Here is a 23352-nt window from a genome sequence, read left to right as displayed (position 1 = left end):
CTCTCCTTTAATTATAAGAAGGTGAATATCGTGAGAAGAGGGGATATAGTATTTGTTCAAGGTGAAGGGATTATATCCAGTATTGTTAGATATTTTGACCGTGGTACTTTCAGTCATTGTGCCATAGCAATATCAGATTCAAGAGTGATAGAAGCCAATTACGACACAAAGGTTGCTGTCAGACCTCTAGAGAAAGATAAGTGTAATATAGTAGAGGTTATTGACTTAGGATTAAATCCTGAACAACGAAGAAACGTGTATAGCGCATCTATGAAATATATTGGAAAAAGATATGATTATGCTCAGGTATTATGGTATGTATTGCGGAAGATATTCCATCTAAAAGGAAGAAACAGGTTTAACAACCCTAATCATATGATATGCTCAGAACTTGTGTTTCTTGTATTAGATGAAATTGGCGCACTTAAAGACTTGGGAATTAAAGAAAGTATTGATCGTGGAAGTGACCTTACTCCAAACGAACTCTACGACTTAGTAAAGTATGTATCCACGAAATAGACCTCTAAAAATTTCCGACACGATAAGCAAAAAGTAAGGACTAGTCTACGCAACTAGTCCTTTTTCTTTCTAAAGGAGAAAGATTATAAGTTTCGTTATGCTGATTAAAGCGATAACATAGAGTATCTTAATTTTAACAGAGGTAGTTACGCAAATCAATAAAGGATATATATTAGATGCATGTAAAATGAAGAGAGTGGTACATAATTTATCCATACTTTTCTTTTCTAGTTTACATAACATATATTCTCGGAAGCAATTAAATTATCTCAAAATTAAGAGTATTCTTAAGGTAGTGAGATGAGAAAAAAAAGAGAAAAGCCGATATGTAAGGTATCGACTTTTCTCCATAGATTATGTTCGCTGAACATATGCTTTATAGATAAATCTTATCAAAAGAGCCAAGCTTCCCCAAACAACAATTAACGGTGTAATGCTCATTAAGTAATCCAATGAAATACCTCCCACGTTAAATTATGTTATTACATACTTAGTTATTCTCTATTGAAAGTGTAAATCCCTTTATTTCTTGATAAACGTTCTGTACAGGAAAATGACAGCAACTATTACCGCAATAATGACTACGAAAATTGGGATAATGCTTATAATTATATCCACACTAACATCCCCTTTAAATTTGAGTCTATTATACCATGAAATTAGTATTGGCTAAAAGTGCCAAATAGTATATACTAAGGATGTAATAACTTAATTGTACATTGTTTAATTTTACATTGTTATTACATAGAACTCAATAGCACGAAGGAGGATTCGAATGAAAAAAGTTAAAAAGGCTATCGCAACCTCTGCAATCGTATTGGCAGTAGGCGCTACATCTTTGATTCCAACACAATCCTTCGCTTCTGAGGCAAGTACACAAGCATCACAATCAGTTCCTAAAGGAATGCAAAAAGCCCAAGCATTAAATAAGACGCTTGAGCAAAAAGAGTTGAAGAAGCATTTAGACCAAAATGGTAGAATGCGCATTCAACCTAAAAAACCTGTTATCATTAACTTTCCTGATGGCAGTAAAATCAAGTATGAGATAGACTCATACGACACTCCTAACTCTCCCAAAGTTAATACTAAGTCAGGCGTGTCTGCTGAGTCTACCATGACAGCTTCTGCGGTGAAGTATAAGACATACACCGTAAAGAAATCGTATTTCTATGGCGTGGCTAACTTTACTGTCAAGCTGTACACAGATGTCAAACACAGTGGTAGATATGTGTATGTACTAAGAAAATACGATGGCTTCAACGGAACTTATGCAAAATGGTGGGGCAACAAAACTAGAACCCTTGATGGGACAGGCTACAATAGTGACTACGCTACGACAGAAGCGTATGGATATTATAGCTTAGATGCTCCGGGGGCTGGAAATTACTTTAATGGCTCTTATCGTATACGTGCCGACATTGACCCTGCTGGTGCAGTATACTTACGAGTGATCGACTAAGATTATCAAAGGTTTCTCTCCCTTAGATAATTCTCAACTATCTCTTTCACCATCTCTTTGAAGGACTCCTCTTTTTGAGGGGTCTTTCTTATTGTAATCTCCTTTGTGATTGAGTTAACTGTTAGATAAACAGTTCCCCCTGCTTCTACCTCTGCAATCTTAGCTACTTCTGCAGGAATTGTGACTCCTAAAGAATTTCCTATCTTAGAAATCTTCTTCTCGATTTCAATTTCCATTCACACACCTCCTTGCTAATATATAATACCATAAAAAAAAGGAAGACAGCTTGGTAGACTGTCCTCCTTCTTTTCTCTATGCGTGTTGTAAACTGATTGCAAATGTAATCAGAAAAACATAATACCTATATAGTATAACATACCCCTTCGTTAAATTTCTACTTCTTATCTGCTTCAAGAACCATTTGTTTATAAGCGTATTTAACAAAGAACTTGATAGCATCTTGTTTTGTTACAAAGCTTATGGACTGTGATTGCAGATAATCAACTAACTCAGTCAGTTCATTATGGCTATCCTCATCAAACTCAACCTGAACAATCTTCTTTGGTTTATTGTTATTATCCATATAATCACCTCCATTTATATTGTAACCATTCATGTAGGTTATATACGCCTTTAAGAATATATTTAAAGAATACTAGTATTGATGTCAATGTTAACATTAATGTTAGTATTAATGTTAGTTTTAATGTCTACTTTAATTGTAGACAAATAGCGAATTATTCTACAACTTATGTAATTGGTGAAGCATTTTCGAAGTTAATGATTTAGTATTTACATAACAAACAAAAGAACCATGACTTTTGTTAGTCATGGTTCTTGATGAGTGAGTTTTGTGTTTTTGTCTGTTGTAATTGCACTAACTGTATAAAGAATAATGGTTAATTAATTACTTACCAATAAATTGTTGCGTCCAGTATGAACCATCGGCAACGTAGCCAATACCAATCTCTGTATAGCTACTGCTTAGGATGTTAGCTTTGTGACCACTGCTATTCATCCAAGCCTTCATTACTTCTGCAGGAGTCTTTTGTCCATAAGCAATGTTTTCACCTGCAGAGTTATAGCTGATGCCAAATGACTTCATCATTTTAAATGGATCGCCATATGTAGGTGATGTGTGATCGAAATACTTTTTATCGTGCATGTCAGCAGATTTGAATCTCGCTACACGAGATAGTTCTGCATTTATCTTAAGTGGTTTTAATCCTGCTTTTGCTCTTTCCTGATTAACAAGGTCGCCAACTTGCTTCTCATAAGCGCTAATTGTCATACTTCCTGTAGACACTGCATTAGAAGATGAATTAGAAGTAGTGCTAGGTGTTGTATTTGAAGCTGGCTTTAATCGAATAATCGAACCAACTCTCATATTTTGTGGGTCTACTGATGGATTCAATTCCATTAGCTTCTTATAATCTAAGCCATACCTCTTAGCAATAAAGTAAAAAGTGTCTCCTGAATCGACCTTGTAAGCGTCAAACGGTGGCTCTTTAAACATTTTGATTTCTTCTGCCTTAGCTGGTGTAATGAATAAATACCCATAAAGAAATGTTAATGAACAGCAAAGTACAGTAGCAGTAATAAGTTTCTTCAATGACCTTTTCCTCCTCATGATTTGTACTGACAGTTTATAAAAATGTCACTAACAGTTTATGAATTTTCCACTGTCACTTTAAATATTAAACCACGAGTGTAAAATAAAAGCGATGGTGAATTACTACCATCGCTTGATTATAAAGGTACTATTTGAATTTCTTACCATTGGATTTCCAATGTAGATACTCTATATACTGTTCAACTTTAGACCATTGATCCTTAGAAAAGTTGTTGGTTAAGACTTTTAGGTAAGATGTATTGTCACTCTCTACACCTAGCAAATAGTCAGTTGAAACACTGTATAGCTTAGCTATCTCAGTTAATATTGCGAAAGAAGGTTCTCTTACTCCTGATTCGTAGGAATAATACGTGCTAGGCGCTATCTTTAGATGATTAGCTATATATTCAACCTTATAACCAGTAGATTCTCTAAGGTCTTTTAGCCTTTTAGAAAGGTGACTCATCCTGCAAAAACCAATCCATTCTCCATAGCCCATTTGTGCGCTTTTTGTTCTCTATCTCTAAACGCTAAGAATAGTGCTGGCTGGTTATCATTTGCTTGTAGTGTATCTAGATACTCATCAAAGCCCATGATTTTGAAGGATACATGGTCTAGGTCAACTCCTTTATCCTCCTCAAAGAAGTCTAATGCGTAAAGAGTTGGGTCGATAGCCTCTCCATCCTTATTAACGATAAAGGCATGCCTAGCCATCAGGTTTTTAGTAGCGTGGACAAATCCATATGCTACAGACCAATCTCCTTCTCTAAAACATTCTGTATACTCTTCAAACACATTCCAAACATTGTTATAACATTGCTTAGATTTGATATGTGGAGAGCAGTTTTCGTACACTTGCCTACTTAACTCTATGTTTAGCTTATGGGTTTGTATCATCTGATAGTCAACTCTGCTTTCTTTCGCTTATCTGAAATTGACGTAACAGTTGCTCTTCTTCCTTGAGGTCTTTCTCCTGTAGCTTTCTCCATTAGGATGCTATAGATTGCTCTGAATCCACCGCCTCCACCGCCACCAAAGACAATGTTTCCTTTTTGACCTTGAACTCCACCATATTTAGACCACTGGTCTAGATTGTAAGTCCAATCAACACTGTGAATGATATCAAATATCTCTTGGTCAGGTAACTGAAGGTCTATATAGTTTCTAGCATGACAGATGAATCTACAGATAGCCTTGATCGCATAACTCTTATCTGTAATGTACTTTCCTCGTGTGTCGATATCAGGTGGCAAAGCATAAAACAGTTTAGAGAATGTATCATCAACAACCATTTTAAGACCATCGTAGTTCTCACTATCTAAGAACGCATAGTCCTGTTTTAACTCTGCTCCTAGAATCTCTCTGATTGATTCGTAGATAGTACTCAATAGAATTGTATTAGGATTGTTCTTACCACTGATAGACATCTTGTCCATCTCTACTCCATAATGAACAAAGTACTTGTTCTTTTCAGCAAGTTCTCTAGCCATTTTAGAGAATAGGTCAGTTTGATTAAGGCGAATATTAGCATTTCGTGAAGGACGCTGTGCCAAGTTGTTTAAATCGTGGAACAATTGCTTCTCTTCTGATTCGCTTAAATCATCAAAGATAATGATTGGAATAACCATTTCTCTTAAATCATATATCATCTGTTGAATTCTAGATGTTTTCAGTTTATCCTTGCTCTTGATAAACTCCTTCTCTAGATGTTCTAATGCAGTAATCACAGCCTCATATCTATGTTGACCATCATTGATTGAGAGTCTTGATTCTTGAGTATCGATTGCTACTCGATTCTTGCGCTCATCGTAAAACAGCGTTCCCTTACATGTAACTGTCATTGCTGAGAAGAATCTCATATTAACATCATCTGAATTTAAGCCACTTAAGATGTAGCGTCTAATTGAAGACACTTTTCGAGGGATAATATCACGTTGTACTGCAGGGAATATCTCTAAGAACTTCTTCAAGTCCTTGAATTTAATAACTGATGAATAAACATCCTTGCCAAATTGCGATCCTTTGATAGCTGATAATTTAGCCATTTCAGTTGTTTCTAAATCAGCTTTTGCATCAAATACTGGAAGATGTTCCTTTTTCTCTTTTGTCAATTTAAGCTTCCTCCTCGATTAACCCCTTATTTGAAATTGTAGATTTGTATAATTCATTTAACTCTTTATATTTCTTAGTTTTCAATAGTGCGTTATTTCCACTCTTGAGTATTTCTTCCAATGCTTCCTCAGCAGAAACTACTAAGCCATAGTCCTTATCTCCCTGCCAATCACTACCATATATAATTACATATCGACCATCTTTTAGTTTTGTGATACCTTTATGATAGCCTTTCCCACCATTGGAATTCTCTTTTCCATTCCAGTAATCTAGGCTGGCATTGTAACGAACCCTTGAGATAATCTCTTTCTTCTCTAAGTTCTCGTATACACTTACCCGATATTCAATTGTCATAAGCGACTTTCCTCCTTGATCCCAAGACCATAAAACTTTCGTTACCTTTATCCTATACTGTTTTGTCCCAAAAGTAAAGCTTTTTGGGACAAATATGATAGAAAAAAGAAGAAAGACGTTTAGCCCTTCTTCTTTTTGCATATATTTCCTTCAATATCGTTCTGTAGTCTACCTTCTCTAGCTTTTCTGAGGATAGTACATTTGTCTTGCTTTTTATTACATATCGAACAGTTATGCTCAATGAATTCTGCCTCTGCCTCTTTGCTGTTAAAAATACCTATATAATCAACTGGTCTTAACACAGCCACAAACCTAGGAGATTTAGCATCATACATTACCTTTTGTGTTCTGACCAAGATATTCTTGTCGTCATCTATTACGATTCCTGTAAGAGAGTCGCATAAAAGTTTATAATAATTGTTGTTATCTTGATTGGTTCTAGCTTGGTAAAATACGCAGTCTAAATACCAGTGTCCTTCTGTTGTTGCAGATAAATCCCATTTCTGCCTCTTAACTTCTCTTTGTAGATATGCCTTAAATCTCTTTTTAAAATCTTTTGCCTTTTGTGTTTCATACATGTGTACAACTGCTTTGCCATTAACAATTCTTGATGATGGCTTTAGATACTCGTTTACAGAAATGGGTAGTTGATCGTAGTTAATTAAAAACCTACTCATGCTACCCATCCTTCCTTATTTACTGAATTCTGATGCCTTACCGCCAACCTTGGCTAGTAATGCCATCATGTCCTCATCTGTAGCGCCTGTAGCAATATTTGCTTTAATCAGTGCGGTTAGAATCTTCTTCATTTCATTCTTGTTTAAGCTTAGTAATACTAACTGCTCTTCCACTTAATCACCATCTTTCCAAAAGAAAAGTATCATAATTAAAATCTCAATGAAGTCGCCTACTATGTCCCAAATCATCCATTGTCTAAAGCACTCTTCTGATTCTGAACGCCTTCTTGGATAGTAATGTCTTCGTCTACGCTTTCTTCGTTTAATCATGTATTAGATGATTTGTTCAAAGAATTTGATTTTAGCCATTGGAATAAAGGCTGTGCCTAAGAATACTCCTGATAATAGATGCCCTGTGTGCATATCGAATACTGTTTGAGCGATCCATGCACGATAATCTTCAGGTCGTAAGCTGTTGATTGTGAACTCTAATGGCTCACCCTCTTGCATTACTACTCGCACTTCTAATGGTTTTGTTTCTACCTCTTCTTTTACTTCAGTTGCTTCTGCTTCGATAATTTGATTTTGCTCCATGTTAATTCTCCTTTGTTAATACTTTTGTTTTAATTTGTCTTAATAATAAATCCCATAATAATTAGCGCCCATAATATAAGTGATAATCCAAACCCAATAAAACAACCCTTAATGAATTCCATCATTGCTTTGTGAATCTTCTAATTTCGCCATCTACATGCTCAAAGAACATGTCTACTGGTCTTGCATAAACTTCATCTTCGCCATTGCGTTGATACAGCACTAAGTACTCATCACAATCAGTGTAGTAGATGTTGCCATCTGAGAAGTATCGAATATGTTTCTCATTTTCTGTATGGAGAGCCTTGCCCGATCCCTCAGAACCTAGAACTCCAACAGCCACATTAAATGGTAATGCAATTGCGATAACGTTATACTTCTTTCTATTTCCCCAATGTTTGTAAACATCATTTACTTTTACTGCCATGATTAGTATCCCCTTTTCGTTTATAGTTTGACTTACTCTACTACCATCCAATCTGTAGCAAACATATCCTCTTGGTAAGGTGATGCTACTGCGAAACCACCATTCTTAAGCTTTGCTACAATAAATCTACCATGCCATGCTGGTTCTCCAGTTAGATTACCAAGCGTTTGAATAGTCCAATAACCATCCCATACTTTACGAGTAACCATTTTGCCTTCAACAAGTAACTTCTCCATAGCTTGACCATAAGTTAAGCCTGATTCAATTACCTTGCTGTACTGCTTGTTGTTCAAGTCATGTGGTTCTGTTGAAAACTCTAGCGTCTCTTTGTCGATATAAAACACTACATCCTGACTGCTCACAAGATACATTCCATCGCTTTCCCTTGGGTCTAAAACAGACATTCTTCTTCCCTCTTCGAAGCGCATGTATCGATGCGGTGTTACTAAAAATCCAAATTCATTTGTTACTACTAATTTATCGAATCTTGAATACTTCATAATGTTGCCTCCTGAATGTTATTAAAATATGGGTTTTATTAGTTATTGATCCGAGACATTACTAATTTCTCTGATGGGATGACTTCATAGATTTCACCATTAAATACATGACCTAACTTGATGACTAACTGTGCAATTGATTCTGCTCTAACTTTCTTCATTATTCTGTTTATCTTTAAATTTAGTAAGCAGTACTCACTACTCTCATCATCTTGAATTATCATAAAGTGAAGATATCCTCCTTCAAGAGTGTTCTTGTAGATAATCATATCTCCTTTTTCAACTCTTACTGGCTTCTTAGGATTAATAATGTCTAATTTCATGTCAATTGCCTCCCTGTTTTTCATCAAATCGAATGATTACACCACTTACAGTTACCTCTTCAATTACAAGGTCAAATAGCTTAAGAGCCTTTTCCACATTCTTGTGGTCGATGATAAATTCGTTGAAGAAGTACATCTTATCTATTTCAAATTTAGAACCATGTTTAATTCGAACAGCATGAACTAAATTAGACTCTCTTAGTTGTACAAATACTCCATTTTCCATAATTGCCTCCTACAGCCTATTCTAATTTGGTTTTCTTTAAGTCTTCTAGAATCTGATCGGCACGTTGTTTGTACTCTTCGTCACCGAATTCATTGTACATATCCATTGCGATATTGTACTTATCTAGCAAGCCATCTACAGTATCCTTGAGCAACTCTTTGATAAGAGCCTTCTCAGCTTCCTGCCTAATTATCTCTTGCTCGATTTCGAAGTCCTCATCGTACTCATCTTCCCAATCTTCGTCATCGTATTCATCGAACATAGCCATGTCTTCATCATCAATGAAATGTTCAATGCTTACATCGTGGAAGAGTTCAACACTATCAATGCGCTCTACGTGTAATGTAGGAATTCCATCCTCTACGTATAGATAGAGGATGGCGTCCTTAAAAGCGATAGCTTGATTCTTTGATGGGTCAGGCTTAATATTGTTATCTTCTAGGAATCCTAGTAAATCATCTACCAATGCTATCACCTCTTATTGTCATTTGAGTAAGTTAAACCAGTTAGGGTCTTTCTCAAGATAGCTATAAATGTTTGTTATTGGATTTGCAATACAATCATTGAACTCTTTGTCTTGAGTAAGGTTTAATACATAGTGTGCTCTATATCCTCTTGCGCCCTCTCCTTTGAGAAGAAACCTGATAAAGAACTTGTCAGACTCTATATATGGATAGTTCTTTGATTCACTAATCTTGGTGATGTCATTAGCAAGCATTAGCCTAAATAACTTAAAGTAATGCTCTCTGTCTTTCTGATTCTCGACAAATACTATGACTGAAACTCTTTCATAAACTGGATACCAAACATCTTTATCTGCCATGTTTAACCTCCCTAGTAGACCATTGCTAATAGTGGACTACGTTTGTTTAATTCATTGAATGTCTCAACGTATAACTCTTTATATTTCAAAGCCTCAGCTTCATTTTCTTTAAATACTCTGTTGTATGAGTTTAGGAACTCAACAAGTTCTAATGTTGTCCATTGTTTAACTTCCATGTTAATTCTCCTTTTTTTAGTATATCTTCACCTCGCTCTCACCATGTCAATACTTTTGTTTGATGGTAAGATAAAAAGTTAGGTACTTCCTACCTCACCATTAATGATATCATTTTTTGTTAAATTTGTCAACGATTTTTCGTAATTTTGAAACAACTCCAACCTCTGTAATTAAATCAAGTGAGTGTTTTACTACTAATTCATCAAACACAAATCCTGAAGCTTTTGCATGACCACCGCCACCAAAGCGTTTAGCAACATCTGTGCCTAGATTAATATCGTCATGAATTGTACGTAGAGACACTTTGTTGCCACCCATGTCAATTAGCATGATGTACTTCAAGTTTGGATAGCGTTCAGATAACTCGTTACCTAATTCAGAAATATATTGCTCTGCGAACACTACTCCTACTTCGTTTCCTAGGAATTTAGTTGTCTTCATTTGACGCTCTTTCATTTTGATATATAGGTCTCTCTTGTGATTGTCGATGTCTAAGATTGCACGATCAACGCTATCAAACATCTCTAACCATGAACCTTCACTTACACTAAAGAATTGATTTGCCTTGAATTTACGAATCATCTTAGATACAAACACGTTGCGTCCTAGCAACCAAAATAGTTGATTCAATGCTCCTGCTTCTAAGTCATCGTACATCGTCTTCCATTCCCAACAATCATATCTGCGAACCTTTTCAACAAAGACTTGAATTGCATCTCGATAAATTTCTGTTTGAAAGAACCCTGTATAACGAAGATATTCATAGAACATGTTTGTTCCTGAGTTTAATCCTCGCTCACCTCGCACTTCAACTTCTGCCCATACATGCTTATTTAAGTACTCTGCTGTTTTATGATGGTCTAGAAGATAGAACTTAAGCATTTCATTTGCATCTAAGTCATCAATCATGTCTGCAACTTGCTGAGTAACAGAGATGTCTGTGATAAAGATTGCGTCAAAACTCTTATGTCGTCCAGCTTTGATAAACGCTTCTACTTCATTGCTTGCATCTTGAGGATTGCGTGTATTCTTAACTTCGATATTCTCAAAGGCTAACTTTCCTACAATCTCGCATCCAATACCATCTAAATCGTTGTGTGTGAAAAGCATTACTCGACTTTCGTTACTTAGGTTATTCATGTTTGTTTTCCTCCAATGTTTTAACTGTATATTTAGTATATCATCGTATATTTATTACGTCAATACTTTTGTTTAAGTATATTACTTTTTGTGGCTACCGCCTCTGCGAACCACATTGAAGTTCTTATCTTGTAGTAACTGAATTAGATTTTCAGTAGTAATAGCACCATGGAATTGCTCATCAATCTCTTTAGCTAGGACGGAAATAGCTTTAGGGACTTCTGTGATCGGCTTAGCTGGCTCTGATACAAGCGTATAGATACAAACGCCTTTCTCGATATACTCAACATCTACCTTATATCCCATTTGATATAATTCAGCAAGTCTACCAGTGTAACGGATACATAGCTTTACTAAGTCTGTATTTAGAACTCCTTTATCCCCTGCTTCTCGCAAAGTGTTAAGGACAATTTCACGTTGAGTTGGAGCACGTTTAATTGCATCTTGATAAATAGCCACATCAGTTTTCGTTGGTTTAATAGCAGTTACATTCATTATAAGTTCCTCCAATTGTTTGTTATGTAGGGAGAGAAAGCCTCTCCCATTGTATTTAGATTAATCCACGCTTAGCTAGTACACGTTTAACGCCTGTAGCGCCTACACCTTTGTGACGATCAATTTCAACACCATTGTCATCTAAAAGCAATAGTACTGGAGTCTTCTCGATGTTGTGCATGCCAGCCCACATTAGATGCTCATCTTTCTCAGGGTTAGTAAGGTTAGCTACTTCGTCAACCTCAATCCCATTTTGTTTTAGCATTTCGTCTAACATCTTGCATGGCGTACAATTCTCTTGCTTGAACTTGATTAATTTCATGATATCATTTATCTCCATTCTGTGTCAATACTTTTGTTTAATATAGTTTTAAATTAATCCCACTCTGTATCAATTACGAATTCAAAGTCGGCATCAGTTAATGCTCTGTGCTTAGCTAAAATATACCCTGCGCCCTTCGTACTGAAGAAATCATGCGTCTTAGTCTCTGTAGACAGACCGTTCTCTACGATTGGGTTAATCTTCTTCTCTTCATAGATAGGAGTCTTACCTAGGTTCATCATAGCCTTGTTAGCATTATAGATTAAGTAGTTCTTAACTTCATGGTCAAGACCAATAGGAGCATACAAGTCTTCTGTGTACTTGATTTCGTTCTCCATTAACTCTTTCATTAATGCTTCAACTTCGTAGTCTACTTCCTTCTGCTCTTCAACAGTTAGCTTCTTATACTGTTCCTGTGCAAGTAATCCGACATAAACACCGTGAATTGACTCATCAGCAATTATCTTGTTAATGATTTCGCCTGAAGCTACCATTTTAGCTTTACCTTCTAAGCCTCCACCAGCTAACCATAAAGGCAAGAAGAAACCTGAATAGAATAAGAATGATTCAAGGAATACTGAAGCTACCATTGCTAGATAAAGAGATTTATCGTCAGTGATATTCTCATAGTAATGAGTAATATGCTCTGCTTTAAATTGAAGATAAGGGTTCTCTTCTACCCAATCAAACACTTCATCTGTCTCAGTGTCTGTTAAAAGTGTCGTGAAGATAGTAGAGTAACTAAGAGCATGAATAGTTTCCATCATACCCATGAATGATAGAACTACCTTTTGATGAAGGTCTTCTACTACTTGGGCAATTAAAGGCATACCAATAGTCGCTTGCTTAGTATCTAATAGTGTTAATCCACCTAATACCTTCTTATAAACCTCTTGAATTGCTGGGTCTAAGCGATCCCATACATTTCTGTCCTTAGATGGAATATACTCAGTATGTGTCCACATCTGCTCGATATTCTTATCATGGAATGTTTGGTTATAAGCGTTTGTAGGTCTATTCCAGTTGATCGCTCTATGAACTCGTGGAGATTTATCGAATGTCTTAGACATTAATCCACTTGCATAGGCTTGAGAAACTGTCTCTTGAACAGCTTCCATAGTAGCTTCTACGCCATTTTGTTCTAAACTTTCTGATAGTGCTTCATAGTTGTTAATTGTCATGCTCTAGCAAATCTCCATTTCCGATGAGTTTTTTGGCTTCCATCAAGAACTGATTGTACTGCCTCCATATCTAAGCCATTTTCAGCTACAAATGATTCAAGATTGTACACTTCAATATCTTCACCTTTAGGATTAGTAGCGATGTATTTAACAGCAAAGTCATCTGTTTCAACTAATGCTTCAGCCTCTTCTTCTTTAGGCTCTTCTGAAACTTCCTCGACTTCTACCTTGCCACTTAAGTCAATCTCTCCTACTGGCTCTCCAACTGTTTCAGTAGATTCATTGATTGCAGTTACAATATCTTCAGCATCGATAATATGCTTAGCTGTAACAGTTCCAGTAACAATTGTGTTACCTCCGAATGATGTAGTTTCTCCTGCTAAACTTGAATCTTCAAATTCACCTGTTGCGATTAGTCCTGCACGAACAACTTGTTCTTTTCTTGTGTTGAAGAATCGAACTCGGCAGTACTCTACATAGCCTTCTTCTTCTAGGATGCGAAAGCGTCCAACGATATCAAATGGTTGTTTCTTATTATTATATTTCAATGTCTGTTCCTCCGTTAATACTTTTGTTTAGTAAGAGAGTTAGGTATACCCGAACACTCTCTTACCATGATAACATATTTATATGTTAATATCAATACTTTTGTTTAATTAAACTGTACAAGATAAACATTCGTCTAAAGTAGAAACCTTAGTTCGAGTGTAATAAAGTGTCTTAAGACCTTTCTTGTGTGCATAGATGTAGTATCTAGCTAAGTCTCCATCAGTAATGTTTGCACTGTCTACGAATAGCGTTGTTGAAATAGATTGGTCAACGTGTTTCTGAATAACTGACATAAGGTCAATTAGCTTCATCATATCCATTTGGTATGCCTCTTTGTAGAACCAAAATGTTTGTGGACTCATGAAAGGCATTGGATAGTGAGTTGTAGAATCTCCATATGTGCGTGTCTCAATCTTTTCAGTAATTGGCATAACTGAAGGAGTTGAATTTTGCACGTAACTGATCGAGCCTGTCGGAGCGATCGCCATCAGATACGCTGAGTAAATACCATGCTCCATAATTAACTCATTTAATCTAGCCCAATCTTCTTGAGTAGGAACATAAATACCTTCAAATAACTTGGCTACCTTCTCTGTTCTAGGGAAGTGTGATTGTTCAATATAGCGAGTTAAAGCTGTACCTTTAGCGTATTCTGACTTCTCAAAGTCTTTGAATGCACCATGTAACTGAGCAATTTCCATAGAGCGATATAATGCATGATAACGCATAATTGAGAAGAATGTGTTAGCAAAGTCTTTAGCTTCTCTACTCTCATATGAAATGAAGTTCTTAGCCAAGTATCCATGTAAGTTCATTACACCTAATCCAATGCTGTGGAACGCTTCATTAGCCTTCTTAACAGATGGTACTTCATCAATAGAAGTTAATTGTGTAACAGCAGTTAATGCATCAACAGCAGTTCTTACAGCCTCAGCAAACTCTTTGCTTTCCATTACATTGGCAATGTTTAAGCTTCCTAGGTTACAAGAGATATCATAACCAAACGTGTTAACGCCTTTGTAGCTTTGAACATCTGACTCTGTTTGTAGCTGAATGATTTCAACGCACAGGTTAGACATTTTGATTTGACCGATGTCTTTTAGTAAGTGAACTCTGTTAGCTACATCTCTATTAAGAATGTAAGGATATCCACTTTCTAGTTGTGTACGACCAATCTCTTCAAGGAATACACGAGCAGAACCCATTGGCTTCTTACGAACGTTAGGATTGTTTAATAACTCTTCATACATTTCATCCATATGCATATCATCTAAGTGAACTCCATACTCTTTGTATACTGAGTTTGGATAGAATGAGAACCAGTTTTCATCTTTCTCTGCTAACTCATATAGTTTGCTAGGAACAATCATACCAATAGAAAGTGATTTAAGTCGCTCTTTCTCATCAGCGTTAATCTTCTTAGTATTTAATAGAGCCTTAGAATCAGAGTGGAATGCGTTTAGGTATACTGCTACAGCGCCTTCTCGTTGTCCTAATTGGTTGAACTTAAGAGCGATGTCTTCTAGAATCTTAGCAATACCTACTACTGATGTAGATGCGCCTTCCATGCCTAGGATTGGTTCATCAGCACCACGTAAGATTGATAGGTTAACAGCTACTCCTCCACCAAAGCGAGATAATTGTGCTACAGCTTCGTTGATGTAGAAGATACCTTCTGTACTATCAGGCATTTGTAATAAGAAACAACTTACTAAGCGTCCTGCACGAGCACGACCAGCATTTAAAAATGTAGGCGTTGCTGGCTGGAAGTTCTGTTTAATTAACTGACGAGCAATGCGTTTAGCTAATTCATAATCCCCTCTTGCTAGGTAAAGAGCATTAACTACAATGCGATCCTCGTAGCGTTCTAGGAATCGTGCGCCATCATTTGTCTTTAGTGCATAGTTGTTATAGAATTTGAATGCAGACATGAATGATTTAAAGCGAAACTTCTCTCCATACACCATCTTGTAAATCTCTTTGATTTGACGTTGCTTGTAACCATCAAACACTGATTTGTCGTAGTAGTTATTCTCAAACATGTATTCTAGCATTTCATCTAGGTCATGGAAGAATTGCATGTTCTTGTTAACATAGTCTACGAAATAGGAGCGAGTAGCTTCAATATCCTTATCATATTGAAATTGCCCATTCTCATCTTTAATTTTTACTTCATTATTCAGTTCAATCCATTTTGCCAAACTTACTTCATCCCTTCTAATTCTCTAATCTTATTTGTAACGATGTCAACATCGCTGTCGTACCCACTTAATTCAAACTCATGAAGTAAAGGTACATTATATTTGTTGGCGATACTCTTAGCGCCTTTACAGAAGTTGTCTCCCCAATTTCTGTTGCCACTTCCAACTACACCAACTAAATGTCTGTGGTTGTAATCATACTGTAGAAACTGTTCTACTTCTTTTGGTGTCTCACCATTGCCTATTGTGTATGTGATAAGAACGAATGGCTTATTTACGCAAAGAAAAGACCCACCTATCTGAGCGCTCTCTGATAAGCCCATCTTATCTATAAAGCGTTTAACGTTACCTGTCATTGATGCGTATACTACTAACATCAAGCACTCACCTCTGTTTTATATCAATACTTTTGCTTAGTGATATAATCGAATGTATTAAGACGACTATAAATTCAATTATATCACACACAAATTTAAATATCAATACTTTTGTTTAATATAATTTGTTAAGAAGCTTTTAGTCGTTGCTGTAGATATTCTGCTAGATATGTCCGTTTATTGGATACATCATTTTTCTGAATAGCTGACACAATTGTCTTCTTGGTAGCAATTACCACACAATGAGTTCTTGTACGTGTGATAGCTGTATAGAAAAGCTGACGAGTATTAAGAGTATAATGGAATGGTAAAGCGATAATAACAATCTTACTAGACGATCCCTGACTCTTGTGTACAGTGATACAATATGCAAGTTCAATTGAGCGATAGTTGCCTTCATAAATCTTAACTCTACCAATACCTTCAAAGTTAATAACCATGTACTTATCGCCATCTTCTTCATCACAGTCAAATCTCTCTAGAGTACCTACGTTGCCATTGAATACTGGACAAGACATATTATCTTCATCGACAGCGTTATAGTTGTTCTTAACGTTGATTACCTTATCTCCTTCACGTAGATAATAACCAACCTTCTCTTCTACCTCTTCTCCAAACTCATTCTTCTTCTTAGTTACCTTGCCTAAGAAATACTCTTCTTTATCCTCTCTAGCAGGATTGTAGATTTTCTGACAAGCGTTATTTAAAAGAAGGCATGATGCTTTACCTTTCTCACGTTGCTGAGTAAGGATTTGAACATCCATTATATCTTCTGTTTTGATATGCTTATAAAACTCTCTCATAACATGCAGGAAGATATCCTCGTCTGAATCAACTAAATCATATTCTAAATCCTGTAGTTCACCATGGACAACACGACCTGTTTCTCTTCCAAGAATCTGTTTGCCTTGTCGAATAGCAATACTATCTGTAACAACAGCAGACTTTTGTGCTTGTCGGTGAATCTGAGTTAATGTCATGGTAGGAATTACGCCACTCTTAATCATAGGAATCATGATTGGAATACCAATAGCTTCTAACTGTTCACTATCTCCAAGCATAATAATCTTAGCGCCTGTTCTGACAGCTAATAGTAAGTGACCAAATAGCCGAGCATCTACCATTGAAATCTCATCGATGATAATAATGTCATATGGTAATGGGTTCTTTTGATTGTAATAGAATCCACCTTCAATTGGAGAGAATCCTAATAAGCGACTGATCGTAGAGCCTTCCTTACCAGTTACTAAAGCTAAGTTGTTTGAGGCTTTACCACTTAACGCACACTGAGCATATAGATAGCCTTTCTCTTCTAGGATATCTGCTACTGCTTTAAGAGTTGTGGTTTTACCTGTACCACCATAACCTTGAAGGATTGACACGTTGTTTTCTAACATCATGACCATAGCTTCGTTACGCTGTTGCTCTGTGAACTTCCATCCCTGAGCCTCTTCTACTGCATCTACAAACTCTTCCCATCCTTCATAGTCAAAGTCATTCTCTGCTTTAAGAAGGCGCTCTAACTGGTCTGCTACTAGTAATTCAAGTCTTTGGAATCCTAGTAGAGAGATTCTACCCTTATCTTCTGTTAGATAAAACTCTCCATCTTCAAGAAGCATTCTACCTACCAAAGTCTTGTCTACATCAGGAATGAATTCTGCTGTAGCTTGAATTAAATCCATTGGAGTTGACCATGTGTTACCATTGTTAGCTTGTTCCTGTAACATAAATATTAAGAATGATTTAACTCGCAAACTAGCGCTTGGGTCTTTACCTAGGCTTAAATATATCTTGTCGCAAGACCTGAATGAGTAACCATCGATTCGCATTAACTCATATGGGTTCTCTTTAACCTTTGATACAGCCAATTCAGGAGAACCATAGTAGTCTGTAATCTTACGAATGCTTTTAGGTGTTAAATCATACTTACCTAATTCGATGTATGCGAATGAGTAATCCTTTTGTGATTCATAGTGCTCGATGATGCGCTCTGCAGTTTTAATACCAACGCCACTTGCTTTGATAAGCGATTGAATATCTTTGTTCTCGATCGCTCCAATAGGATTAGATAGCGCTTCAAACAATGCACTTACTTGTCGCTTGGTTAAGATGATTTCTAGAAAGTCTCTTACAGATGCTTCATCTTGAGTGTCTAAGTCAACATTCTGTCTCATAAAGGCTAAGTCGTAGCTTATCCCAAACGTAGGATGTCTCTCTCCCTCTTCTGCAATGAAATAATACTCTTGACCTTCTTTCAATGGAGGCATATCACCTTTGAGAGAGAATGTGCGAAAGTCTTTGTGAACTTCAACATCTCCTTCTTCCATTTCAACTGGTACGAAGGATGCGATAGCCCAACCTCCACCTGTTGAATAAACACCTTTTGGATACATGATTTTCTTTAACTTTGCTGTTCCTTTAACTGTAGCCAATATAATTCCTCCTATCGAATTCTAATTAATTTTGCTGAAAGGCTAATCCATCTGTCGTTAGGATTTTGGATATTGATTCTAGCGTATCTAGCCTTTGTGAATAGATGGTTTGAGAGTGGTTCAAACCCTATGACATTAACTCCATCCATAGACCATTCAATTGCTGGAACTACACGTTCTGCCTGTGATTGCGCAAGGGTTATTTGGCTCATATCCCAACTTATATCCATTAACGCTACCCTGTTGAACTCAGAAAGGTCTATCCAATAACTCTTAGCTGAAGAGTTGATAGGAATAAGCCTTTCATTAAATATTTGAATTACACTGTACTTTTCATTTATTGGATATGAAAAAGCCATCTTGTTACCTCCTATTGTCAATACTTTTGTTTTACTTAGTTAGTAAAGAAGAATCGAATGCGTAAATAAGCTGACGTAGAACTCCTGCAACTTTCTCATCTTGTTCTTCTTTTGATAAATGATCGTAGCTTACTCCACCAACAGCCTTAAGAACTTTTGCCATATGTTGAGGGTTTTTAAACGTGCGCTCTACAACGCCTACTTCTTGATGTTCAAGCATATCTGCTAATACCATTGATAATAAGAATCCTGCTTGCTCTTTATCCATTCCTACCATTTTCTTTGTGTAATTGTTCATCTTAATTCCTCCATTTGTTAATACTTTTGTTTAAGACCAATATAGATAGTGTAGCACGAATGCCACACCAAAGTCAACCAAAACTACCGTATTTATCTTAATAATATCACGGTTTTATTAATTACTTCAAAAGCTAACGCTGATCGTTGCGAACTCACACTTGCCATAGTACTGCCTTATATAATTATAGGCATCTGTAGTGTCTTCAACCCTGTCGTACATAAGTTTCCCTGTTGTGTTATCAAGAAGAGCAAGCTTACCATCCTCAAGCTTAATGAGTCGAATAATACGCTTGTCCTCTTCTACAATAAATACATCGCCAACTTCAAAGTCAGAGAGTAACTCTTTCTTCTGAATGCTTATATTAAACATACTTCAGCCACCACGCTTTCAAAAAGTAAACTGATATTTGCATTATTACCATCATCACTAATATAAGTGGAAATCCAATGCCAGCAATAAGTCTCATTCTCTTTTTGAGAGGAGTGACATTGGCAGTCACTTTAGTCATATACAGGATAGTGACTGCGCCAATCGCCATGCCTCCTAAGAGATTCACATAGAAATCATGCATTACTCTTCGCCTTCTTTGTATTCTAAGAATTCGATTAAGTCAGCCTCAGTAATTCTAAGTCTCTCTAATTGACTTGTGTCAAGCTTGATGGCGTAGTCTATAACCATGCGCTTAGCACCTTTCACATCTTTTTTCATCTTTCCATGCTTTAGCATACCTTTGAAGATAGGATATAATCCATCGTAAAACTTAAGGTGTGATTCTACTTTTGGATACTCATCCATTCTAATTCCACGTTTTAGATATTCGATAGGAGATAACTTCTCTCCTGCAAATCTAGTCTCTACTTCGTCTGCTATACAGTGCAACATCCATTTCTCTGCTTCAAATTCAGAGTTTATGTAATACAAGATGTGTGGATATTTCTTAAATATAGCTTGTACAAACTCTCTTACTTCTTTAATTTCATATAACTCATCTGATGTGTCATCATACCCATTACACGTTATTATCAGTGACTCTTTGCACCCTTTTCCTACCGTATGAAGAGTGTTCATTACCTTATCCAAGCTACGAAGGTCTTTGCTCTCTACCTCACTTCTTGGTATGTGATAGAACATCATTGCCTTCTCGCCATCATCTATTATCTTCTGTATTTCTTTTGCGCTTAGATTCTCTTGAAAACTTGCCATATTTGGTCGCCCCTATTCTCATGTGATACTAATATACTAACACACTAATATAGTAAGGTCAACACATATCTTTAAAATATTTGCCCTATAACGCATATTGGTTTATAATGGGAGTATAATAAAAAAAAGAAGCACTGATACGGACATATCAGCGCTTCCAGTAGTCGCTCCGCAAGATGCGGTGGCTCAATGTATAAGGTATATTTCTCTAAAAGTAACCTACCCTATTTCACTTGCCAGTGCAGGGTTCGGTTACTTTTTGTCTCTTTTATCGATAATTACTACGACTAGTGTAGCAAATGCTATCATTAACATTAAAGACTCGTAAGTACTCATCTGAGAACACCTCCCTTCTTAGGGAAGTGCCACCGCACCCTGCTTTGCAACTTATTCCATTATATCATAATTATAGAATATCTACTACAATTTTTGACCAGTTCTCTAGACGATCATAAACCTCTTCTGACTTAAGTTCTTCTAGTGTGTACCAGCTTCCTGCTAGTTGCTCTGTTTCACGAACAGTAACAGTATCCTCTTCTGATAAGTCAATAATCCCTAGAATACCAATATGCACTTTTGACACTGGCTCTGAATCATCATTGATTAATCCAATGACTTTTGGGAAAGCTTCACTTCCAGTAACAATTTCAAGTTCCTCTTCTAACTCACGTTCTGTATTTTCGATAAGAACGTTATGGAAAGAGAACATATCGCTGTCTAGAGGGTTCATATGACCACCAGCACCTAGAGATAGCTTACCATGTAAACGACCTTCTCCTGCGCCTTCTAAGCGCTCAGTTACAAACAATTCATTACCTCTACGAATAACAATGTATGGAATAGGTTGTTTGAAGTCTGTGTTAATTTCAGCATTGCGAGTCTTTGGTGTTGAATCTTTCTCATTACCTCTACGCATAGACTTGTAATACATGTCAATATTGTTCATGATTTCATCTATTAGATTCTGTTCTTTAGTTACTCCTTGGAATACTAACTCCTCGTTATTGAATAACTTCTTGCGATTTACTACGATGATGATTTCTTCCCACTTTGGATTCTTAGTCATATTATTCTCCTTTTAAATAGCTACTTCTAGCTTGATTGATTTTTCAGGGTTATAGTTTTTAACTGTAATGTCTGCGATTGTAAAGTCATAGAAACTCTTAATCTCAGGATTAATTTCAACGATAGGTGTTTCGTGCATTGGTCTCTCAATCTGCTCTAGTAAAGCATCCATATGTCTGTCGTAGACATGAGCATTATCAATGTTGAAACAGATAGTTCCCACTTCATGACCTGTTACTTGAGCGATCATGCGATGCAAAATGCTATATTGATAGATGTTATAAGGATTCCCCAGCCCCATGTCGTTTGAGCGAATATTAACTGTTAAGTGAAGCTTACCGCCCCATAGTTGCCAGTGAGTCTCATAGACACAAGGCTCTAAAGCCATGAGGTCTAAATCATCTACAGACCATAGAGTAGTTTTGATTCTACGTGAGTGAGGATTAGTCTTCAGTGTGTAAATCAAATAATCCACTTGGTCAAGCATTAGATAGTCTTTTTGAATATGCTTTCCAAATGCACTATAACACAGTTTGTGGTCTCTGATTTCTCCATTCTCAATCATCTCTAATAATTCAGGAGTAATCTTTACTCTGCGCTTCTTATTGCGTAGAACCCATCCATAGGCTCTGCCAATAGTACCATCTTCTTGCTCCCACTCATTCCACACTTTACAACCTAGTGAATCTCGTAAGAATCTAACATCATTTGATTTATACTTCCAAATCCAAAACATCTCTTGGACAGGGTCTTTACGTGGCACTACCTTTTGAGTTAACAGGCAGATAACACTGCTATTGTCGAACTTCATTTGAACATTGATGAGAGATTTTGTATACGCAGGAGAACCATCTTTCCATCTAGTTCTCACTGGCGCATCTGTATCCCACTCACCGAAATCATTAATATTACGAATTACATCTCCATAAACGATATCGCCAATTGCCATAAAGACCTCCTTAGCCCAACAATGATGGGTCTTTCTTGATTTTCTCTAACTCTTCTAAGACCTCATTCCATTCATAGAACCCTCTGCCATTTGTCAGGTCTAAGCAGACTCCATAAACATATTGATTGATACCTAGGCTTCTGCGATCGCCTTCCTCATCTTTCCCTGCGCCCTCAAAGCGTCTAACATCTTCGTAGTGAGGAAATACAACTTGATTATCGACTTTCTCTACGATATCCAAGATTGCAAATAGTGTTTTAAGCGCATCGTCTTTGTGCTTTCCACTATCAACTAAATCAAGAATCATCTTAGCTAAATCTTTCATACCTTTGATTTGACCTAGTTCAACCATTGTTCCAAGAGCGAATGGCTGTGGTTCAATTACTACAATGTCGCTCTCAACGATTGCATCTGTATCAGCCTTAACGATTCTTTCAGCTAAGCCTTCGTTGCTTACTTTGCTTTTATCATTAATATCTTTGTTGTCCATAGGATTGTAGAAATCCAACCCTATGGCTTTAATCTGTTCACGTTCTTGCGCTCGAAGTAATTGTGAGGCTTTTGGTAGCATGTCTCCTGCTAAATAAACCTTCGTCATGTAATCTCTCCTTGTTATCAATACTTTTGCTTAATATAGTTATTAAAGAACCTCAGCAATCTCTAGTTCACGAACTACTTCAAATCGTTTATTCTCTGAAATCTTACGATGTAAAGTTGTTAATGGGTCAAGTGAGTTAAAGTAATTATCACCTGTTTGGAAGCTGATTAGCGCATAGCGCTTTGTCATTCGGTTGTAATTTGAAAGCGCTTGGGTAATTACATCAACTTCCTTACGAGCCTCAATTTCAGCCACGATGAACAAGTCTCCACGTAACTTTAAAACTGTACCCTTGCCGATCGTTTCGATTGCTGGTTGATTTGCTAATTTGATTGTTTTTTGTGTCATGATATTGTCCTCCAATTGTGTTTGTGTTT

At 36.6% G+C, this 23352-nt stretch carries 37 protein-coding genes; 2 read left to right on the top strand and 35 right to left on the bottom strand.

Annotated features, from left to right (window positions below; translation table 11 throughout):
- Positions 1–30 precede the first annotated feature (30 nt).
- Positions 31–519: a YiiX/YebB-like N1pC/P60 family cysteine hydrolase gene (locus tag AC4NPH_RS25275; RefSeq protein WP_491939097.1), complete on the top strand. Its 489-nt coding sequence runs from the start codon at positions 31–33 to the stop codon at positions 517–519.
- Positions 520–1294: 775 nt separating this feature from the next.
- Positions 1295–1978, top strand: a complete 684-nt coding sequence (locus AC4NPH_RS25270) for a hypothetical protein (RefSeq protein ID WP_491939095.1) — start codon at positions 1295–1297, stop codon at positions 1976–1978.
- A 5-nt stretch (positions 1979–1983) separates the two neighbouring features.
- Here the strand turns inward: AC4NPH_RS25270 and AC4NPH_RS25265 are convergent, their stop codons facing one another.
- From AC4NPH_RS25265 to AC4NPH_RS25095, 35 genes are all read right to left on the bottom strand, one after another.
- Positions 1984–2214 carry an AbrB/MazE/SpoVT family DNA-binding domain-containing protein gene (locus tag AC4NPH_RS25265; RefSeq protein WP_491939094.1) on the bottom strand — a complete coding sequence of 77 codons (231 nt, stop codon included), beginning with the start codon at positions 2212–2214 and terminating at the stop codon, positions 1984–1986.
- A 158-nt stretch (positions 2215–2372) separates the two neighbouring features.
- Positions 2373–2561, bottom strand: coding sequence for a hypothetical protein (locus tag AC4NPH_RS25260; protein ID WP_491939093.1), 189 nt, complete (start codon positions 2559–2561; stop codon positions 2373–2375).
- 324 nt (positions 2562–2885) lie between these two features.
- Positions 2886–3590, bottom strand: a complete 705-nt coding sequence (locus AC4NPH_RS25255) for a CAP domain-containing protein (RefSeq protein WP_491939092.1) — start codon at positions 3588–3590, stop codon at positions 2886–2888.
- Positions 3591–3738: 148 nt separating this feature from the next.
- A complete protein-coding gene (locus AC4NPH_RS25250; RefSeq protein WP_491939091.1) occupies positions 3739–4056 on the bottom strand; it encodes a helix-turn-helix domain-containing protein in 318 nt (105 codons plus the stop codon).
- Entirely contained in the window at positions 4053–4487 is a 435-nt protein-coding gene (locus AC4NPH_RS25245) for a hypothetical protein (RefSeq protein ID WP_491939090.1), read from the bottom strand. Before AC4NPH_RS25245 ends, AC4NPH_RS25250 begins: the two co-directional genes overlap by 4 nt.
- Positions 4484–5701, bottom strand: a complete 1218-nt coding sequence (locus tag AC4NPH_RS25240; protein WP_491939089.1) for a DNA sulfur modification protein DndB — start codon at positions 5699–5701, stop codon at positions 4484–4486. The genes AC4NPH_RS25245 and AC4NPH_RS25240 overlap by 4 nt, the downstream gene beginning before the upstream one ends.
- Position 5702: 1 nt before the next feature.
- Positions 5703–6056 carry a hypothetical protein gene (locus AC4NPH_RS25235; RefSeq protein WP_491939087.1) on the bottom strand — a complete coding sequence of 118 codons (354 nt, stop codon included), beginning with the start codon at positions 6054–6056 and terminating at the stop codon, positions 5703–5705.
- A gap of 119 nt (positions 6057–6175) precedes the next feature.
- Positions 6176–6733: a RusA family crossover junction endodeoxyribonuclease gene (locus AC4NPH_RS25230; RefSeq protein WP_491939086.1), complete on the bottom strand. Its 558-nt coding sequence runs from the start codon at positions 6731–6733 to the stop codon at positions 6176–6178.
- Positions 6734–6748: 15 nt separating this feature from the next.
- Positions 6749–6907 carry a hypothetical protein gene (locus tag AC4NPH_RS25225; protein ID WP_491939085.1) on the bottom strand — a complete coding sequence of 53 codons (159 nt, stop codon included), beginning with the start codon at positions 6905–6907 and terminating at the stop codon, positions 6749–6751.
- Positions 6908–7066: 159 nt separating this feature from the next.
- A complete protein-coding gene (locus tag AC4NPH_RS25220; RefSeq protein WP_491939084.1) occupies positions 7067–7327 on the bottom strand; it encodes a hypothetical protein in 261 nt (86 codons plus the stop codon).
- Between the two features lie 121 nt (positions 7328–7448).
- The gene (locus AC4NPH_RS25215; RefSeq protein ID WP_491939082.1) at positions 7449–7754 is read right to left on the bottom strand and encodes a DUF1653 domain-containing protein; all 306 of its coding nucleotides are present in this window, start codon (positions 7752–7754) and stop codon (positions 7449–7451) included.
- A gap of 32 nt (positions 7755–7786) precedes the next feature.
- A complete protein-coding gene (locus AC4NPH_RS25210; RefSeq protein WP_491939081.1) occupies positions 7787–8254 on the bottom strand; it encodes a Thoeris anti-defense Tad2 family protein in 468 nt (155 codons plus the stop codon).
- A gap of 38 nt (positions 8255–8292) precedes the next feature.
- Complete coding sequence (locus AC4NPH_RS25205; protein ID WP_491939080.1) at positions 8293–8577, bottom strand: hypothetical protein; 285 nt, start codon at positions 8575–8577, stop codon at positions 8293–8295.
- Position 8578: 1 nt separating this feature from the next.
- Positions 8579–8803, bottom strand: a complete 225-nt coding sequence (locus tag AC4NPH_RS25200; RefSeq protein WP_491939078.1) for a hypothetical protein — start codon at positions 8801–8803, stop codon at positions 8579–8581.
- A 16-nt stretch (positions 8804–8819) separates the two neighbouring features.
- Positions 8820–9269 carry a YodN-related protein gene (locus AC4NPH_RS25195; protein ID WP_491939076.1) on the bottom strand — a complete coding sequence of 150 codons (450 nt, stop codon included), beginning with the start codon at positions 9267–9269 and terminating at the stop codon, positions 8820–8822.
- Positions 9270–9287: 18 nt separating this feature from the next.
- Positions 9288–9626 (bottom strand): hypothetical protein, encoded by a 339-nt coding sequence (locus AC4NPH_RS25190; protein ID WP_491939075.1) that lies wholly within the window; start codon positions 9624–9626, stop codon positions 9288–9290.
- A gap of 11 nt (positions 9627–9637) precedes the next feature.
- Entirely contained in the window at positions 9638–9802 is a 165-nt protein-coding gene (locus AC4NPH_RS25185; RefSeq protein WP_491939073.1) for a hypothetical protein, read from the bottom strand.
- 109 nt (positions 9803–9911) lie between these two features.
- Positions 9912–10943 carry a DHH family phosphoesterase gene (locus AC4NPH_RS25180; protein ID WP_491939072.1) on the bottom strand — a complete coding sequence of 344 codons (1032 nt, stop codon included), beginning with the start codon at positions 10941–10943 and terminating at the stop codon, positions 9912–9914.
- An 81-nt stretch (positions 10944–11024) separates the two neighbouring features.
- On the bottom strand, positions 11025–11438 hold the full coding sequence (locus tag AC4NPH_RS25175) for a hypothetical protein (RefSeq protein ID WP_491939071.1): 414 nt from the start codon (positions 11436–11438) through the stop codon (positions 11025–11027).
- Positions 11439–11493: 55 nt separating this feature from the next.
- Entirely contained in the window at positions 11494–11760 is a 267-nt protein-coding gene (locus AC4NPH_RS25170; protein WP_491939069.1) for a thioredoxin family protein, read from the bottom strand.
- A 53-nt stretch (positions 11761–11813) separates the two neighbouring features.
- A complete protein-coding gene (nrdF, locus tag AC4NPH_RS25165) occupies positions 11814–12830 on the bottom strand; it encodes a class 1b ribonucleoside-diphosphate reductase subunit beta (RefSeq protein WP_491939232.1) in 1017 nt (338 codons plus the stop codon).
- A gap of 107 nt (positions 12831–12937) precedes the next feature.
- Positions 12938–13489, bottom strand: coding sequence for a hypothetical protein (locus AC4NPH_RS25160; RefSeq protein WP_491939068.1), 552 nt, complete (start codon positions 13487–13489; stop codon positions 12938–12940).
- A gap of 108 nt (positions 13490–13597) precedes the next feature.
- Complete coding sequence (nrdE, locus tag AC4NPH_RS25155; protein WP_491939066.1) at positions 13598–15691, bottom strand: class 1b ribonucleoside-diphosphate reductase subunit alpha; 2094 nt, start codon at positions 15689–15691, stop codon at positions 13598–13600.
- Between the two features lie 2 nt (positions 15692–15693).
- Positions 15694–16068, bottom strand: a complete 375-nt coding sequence (nrdI, locus tag AC4NPH_RS25150; protein WP_491939065.1) for a class Ib ribonucleoside-diphosphate reductase assembly flavoprotein NrdI — start codon at positions 16066–16068, stop codon at positions 15694–15696.
- A 128-nt stretch (positions 16069–16196) separates the two neighbouring features.
- On the bottom strand, positions 16197–18500 hold the full coding sequence (locus AC4NPH_RS25145) for an AAA family ATPase (RefSeq protein ID WP_491939064.1): 2304 nt from the start codon (positions 18498–18500) through the stop codon (positions 16197–16199).
- An 11-nt stretch (positions 18501–18511) separates the two neighbouring features.
- Positions 18512–18859: a hypothetical protein gene (locus AC4NPH_RS25140; RefSeq protein WP_491939062.1), complete on the bottom strand. Its 348-nt coding sequence runs from the start codon at positions 18857–18859 to the stop codon at positions 18512–18514.
- A gap of 31 nt (positions 18860–18890) precedes the next feature.
- Positions 18891–19157, bottom strand: a complete 267-nt coding sequence (locus tag AC4NPH_RS25135) for a hypothetical protein (RefSeq protein WP_491939061.1) — start codon at positions 19155–19157, stop codon at positions 18891–18893.
- A gap of 126 nt (positions 19158–19283) precedes the next feature.
- Positions 19284–19529, bottom strand: coding sequence for a hypothetical protein (locus tag AC4NPH_RS25130; RefSeq protein ID WP_491939060.1), 246 nt, complete (start codon positions 19527–19529; stop codon positions 19284–19286).
- Positions 19522–19698 carry a hypothetical protein gene (locus AC4NPH_RS25125; protein WP_491939058.1) on the bottom strand — a complete coding sequence of 59 codons (177 nt, stop codon included), beginning with the start codon at positions 19696–19698 and terminating at the stop codon, positions 19522–19524. The genes AC4NPH_RS25130 and AC4NPH_RS25125 overlap by 8 nt, the downstream gene beginning before the upstream one ends.
- A gap of 32 nt (positions 19699–19730) precedes the next feature.
- Positions 19731–20363 (bottom strand): hypothetical protein, encoded by a 633-nt coding sequence (locus AC4NPH_RS25120; RefSeq protein WP_491939057.1) that lies wholly within the window; start codon positions 20361–20363, stop codon positions 19731–19733.
- A gap of 252 nt (positions 20364–20615) precedes the next feature.
- Positions 20616–20699 (bottom strand): putative holin-like toxin, encoded by an 84-nt coding sequence (locus tag AC4NPH_RS25115; protein WP_442455911.1) that lies wholly within the window; start codon positions 20697–20699, stop codon positions 20616–20618.
- Positions 20700–20769: 70 nt separating this feature from the next.
- Entirely contained in the window at positions 20770–21429 is a 660-nt protein-coding gene (locus AC4NPH_RS25110) for a hypothetical protein (RefSeq protein ID WP_491939056.1), read from the bottom strand.
- A gap of 12 nt (positions 21430–21441) precedes the next feature.
- Positions 21442–22377, bottom strand: coding sequence for a thymidylate synthase (gene thyA / locus AC4NPH_RS25105; RefSeq protein WP_491939055.1), 936 nt, complete (start codon positions 22375–22377; stop codon positions 21442–21444).
- 10 nt (positions 22378–22387) lie between these two features.
- Positions 22388–22975, bottom strand: coding sequence for a nucleoside 2-deoxyribosyltransferase (locus tag AC4NPH_RS25100; RefSeq protein WP_491939054.1), 588 nt, complete (start codon positions 22973–22975; stop codon positions 22388–22390).
- Between the two features lie 42 nt (positions 22976–23017).
- The gene (locus tag AC4NPH_RS25095) at positions 23018–23323 is read right to left on the bottom strand and encodes a hypothetical protein (protein WP_491939053.1); all 306 of its coding nucleotides are present in this window, start codon (positions 23321–23323) and stop codon (positions 23018–23020) included.
- Positions 23324–23352: the final 29 nt, after the last annotated feature.

It is taken from the genome of Priestia sp. MDV22-iso46 (genome assembly GCF_058629175.1).
Note: the sequence above shows the minus strand (reverse complement) of the source record. Positions and strands in the feature narration are given on the sequence as shown.